Below are 3,396 nucleotides of genomic sequence, written 5' to 3' on the forward strand. Positions count from 1 at the left end.
GGGGGCCGGGGCGTGGGGTGTGCCCGGGCCCGCACCGGTGCTCAGCGCAGGGTGCAGGTCAGGCCGGTCGGCGGCTGGTTGTCGCCGGTGACCACGAGGCCCCAGCTGGTACTCGCGCCCGGCGCCAGGCCGCCGTTCGAGCTCGCGTTCGTCGCGCTCACCTGCGCGCCGGACTGGCTCGCGGTGGCGTTCCAGGCGCTGGCCAGGCGTTGCCCGCCCGGGAAGGTGAAGCCGCTGCTCCAGCCGGTGGCCGGGGCGGTGCCGGTGTTGCGCACGGTCACCTCGGCCTGGAAGCCGCCGGTCCAGCCACCGGTGACCTGCCAGGTCGCCGCGCAGCCGCCCGAGGGCGAGGGCGGGACGGTGGTCGGGCTCGGCGTCACCGTCGGGCTCGGCGAGACGGTCAGGCTCGGCGAGGCCGTCGAGCCGGTGCCGTCCGAGGTGGTGTAGGCGGCCGGGGTGTACGCCGCCGAGCAGGTGCCACCGCACGAGGAGGGCAGCGAGAACCGGTAGACCCGGCCGTTGTTGATCAGGGTGTCGGTGACGTCGCGGACCCGGATCTGGAAGTCGGTGCCGCCCGAGGCGGTGGCCCCGATGACGTACGACTGGCCCATGTCGCTGTTCATCGTCGCGGCCTGCCACACCCCGTCGGCCAGGTACTCCACGCCGTGGATGCCGTTGGCCAGGTGGGACACCGCGATGGCCGGCCAGTAGCGCTGCGCGCCCTGGAGGAAGCCGACCCGGATGTCGCCGGTGTAGTTTGGCGCGGGCACGAAGGACCAGGAGACGTGCCGGTTGTTCCAGTGGTTGGGGTGCATGTTCCCGACCGGGGTTCCGTTGCGGGCGAAGCGGTTCAGCGACGCGGTGGCCAGGTTCAGGTGGTACGGGTCGTCCCGGCGCCAGGCGTTGCCGTCGCCGCAGGAGTCGGCGACCAGCATGGTCAGCGTGGCGCCGTTGTAGCCGTCGGCGACCCGGGAGCCGTTGCGGCAGAAGGGCTGGCCGGGGGCGCCGTCGTGGATCGAAGTGCGTAGGGCGCGGACCCCGGCTTTCGCCCGGGGGATGGTGTGTCATTTCGGACGGACGGTAGGTTGCCTGATGCTGTGTATCGCATGGGTCGGTTGCCTTGCGGTCGGGCAGCGACGTCGTGTTTCAGTGCGCCTTCCACGTCGTGTGGTGCGCAAAGCATCGACGCGGGGTGCTCGGCGGCCGGATCGAGGAGCGGTTGAAGCAGCTGGTCGGTGAGGTGGTGGAGGAGAAGGGGCCTGGCTGGTGGCGCTGGAGGTCATGCCCGACCAGGTGCACCTGCTGGTCGAGGTGGACCCGCGGTTCGGGGTCCACAAGCTCGTCAAGGCGATCAAGGCACGGACATCTCGGGTGCTGCGTGAGGAGTTCCCGTCGCCGCCTTCCCGACTGCCAACCTTGTGGACAAACTCGTACTTTGTGGCGACGACCAGCGGGGCCCACTGGCAGCGGTGGAGGAGTATGTCGCGCAGCAGAAGGGCCGCTGAATGCTGACCGGCCGCCGCTATCTGCTCGCCTTCACCGACGAGCAGGCTGCCTACGCTGAACAAGTCGGCGCGGTGTGTCGGGCGGTGTGGAACACAGGCCTGGAGCAGCGCCGTGAGTACCGCCGCCGAGGCGCGTTCATCGGCTACAACGAGCAGGCCCGGCAGGTGGCCGAGGCGAAGAAAGATCCGGACTGTGCGTGGTTGGCCGACGCGCCGTCGCACACGTTGCAGCAGACCCTGCGGGACCTGGACCGGGCGTGCGAGAGGCATGGCACGTGGAAGGTGCGCTGGCGGTCCAAGGCCCGCACGGCCCCGTCGTTCCGGTTTCCCGACCCGAACCAGATCACCGTGCGGCGGTTGAGCCGCAGGTGGGGTGAGGTGCGGCTGCCGAAGTTCGGGCCGGTCAGGTTCCGGTGGACCAGGCCGTTGGGTGGCGCCATCCGCAACGCCACCGTCTGTCGTGACGGCGGACGCTGGTACATCTCGTTCTGCGTCCAGGACGGCGTGGCCGAGGCGGCGCCGAACGGTAAGCCGCCGGTCGGGGTGGACCGGGGTGTTGCCGTGGCGGTGGCCACCTCCGACGGAAGGCTGGACGACCGAGAGTTCGTCACCGCGGGCGAGGCAGCCCGGCTCAAACGGTTGCAGCAGCGCCTATCGCGGTCACTGCGGGTCCATGGCCGCAACCGCGGGTCGAAACGCCGCGACGCTACCCGCGCGCAACTGGGTCGGCTGAACGCCCGTGTCCGGGCCCGCAGGGCTGACTTCGCCGCGCAGACCGCCGTGCGGCTGGTCCGCGAGCACGGCATGGTCGCTGTCGAGGGCCTACGGATCCAAAACATGACGGCCAGCGCGAAAGGCACCGTTGAGCAGCCGGGCCGTAACGTCCGCCAGAAGGCTGGCCTGAACCGGGCCATCCTCGCCAAGGGGTGGGGCGGATTCCTGCTCCGGCTGGAACACGCCGCCCGCTACCACGGCGCACACATCGAGAAAGTCAACCCCGCGTACACGTCGCAGACCTGCAACGCCTGCAAGCATGTCGCCTCGGAGTCCCGCAAGAGCCAAGCGGTCTTCCGGTGCGTCGCCTGCGGGCATCAGGACCACGCCGACGTGAACGCCGCCAAGAACATCCTCGCCGCCGGACTGGCGGTAACAGGGCGTGGAGACCTCGGGGCTACCCGGTCCGCGAAACGCCAACCACCCAGACGGCTCGCCGCAAGAACACGCCACGAGCCACGGGAACCCGCCGCCCTTCAGGCGTGGAGAGGAAGTCAAGCCGGTGCAGTAGTCGCCGATACTCACCAGGACGTACCGGCCGCACTTGAGGCCGTTGTTCCACAGCCCGATCCGGTCGGACTGGGACGGCGGCAGCGGACGCGGGTCGGGTAAGACGAGTAGTCGCCGGGGAGGTTGTGCGCTGCCATCACCCGGGTCGAGCGGTGTCAACGATGTCCCGAAAGCCCTGTGAGCAAGGCGTTACATTGAAGTATGGTGCCCGCCCACGGGGTTCGGGCGGCGGAGCCGGTCTACCGCCCGATGCTGGTCGGCCGCCGGGGTGAGCTGGAGGCGCTGGCCCATCTCGACGAGGTCACCGTTCCGCTGCTCGCTCCGGTCATCGACATCCACGTGGTCGACCCGTGCACGGTGGAGCTGTTGGGCCGGCTGCCGGCCGGGCTGGTCCCCGCCGTCGACGTCTCGGCCCTGCCCGACGGCGCGGCGAACGAGCCGGTCCGCTGGGGCGTACCCCTGGTGCCGGTGATCGGGCTGGCGGAGAGCGACCGCCGGCTGGTGGCGCACGGGGCGGCGGCGCGGGCGTACGACCGGCGGGCGGTGGTGCGGCTGCGGGGCGGCGCGGGGCGGGCGGGGCCGGCCGCGTCCCCCGCGGCGGGGGGAC

At 71.1% G+C, this 3,396-nt stretch carries 2 protein-coding genes and 2 pseudogenes; 3 read left to right on the forward strand and 1 reads right to left on the reverse strand.

Annotated elements, in window-relative coordinates; genetic code table 11:
* Positions 1-41: 41 nt before the first annotated feature.
* Entirely contained in the window at positions 42-935 is an 894-nt protein-coding gene (locus tag ACWEVO_RS33010) for a cellulose binding domain-containing protein (protein ID WP_452311350.1), read from the reverse strand.
* A 185-nt stretch (positions 936-1,120) separates the two neighbouring features.
* On the opposite strand from ACWEVO_RS33010, the pseudogene tnpA reads away from it, so the two are divergent.
* From tnpA to ACWEVO_RS33025, 3 genes and pseudogenes are all read left to right on the forward strand, one after another.
* Positions 1,121-1,505, forward strand: a pseudogene (gene tnpA / locus ACWEVO_RS33015) (IS200/IS605 family transposase).
* The gene (locus tag ACWEVO_RS33020) at positions 1,506-2,891 is read left to right on the forward strand and encodes an RNA-guided endonuclease InsQ/TnpB family protein (protein WP_452311351.1); all 1,386 of its coding nucleotides are present in this window, start codon (positions 1,506-1,508) and stop codon (positions 2,889-2,891) included.
* Positions 2,892-2,990: 99 nt separating this feature from the next.
* Positions 2,991-3,396: pseudogene (locus tag ACWEVO_RS33025) on the forward strand (beta family protein); the annotation flags it as partial.

This window comes from Micromonospora sp. NPDC003776 (assembly GCF_053605645.1).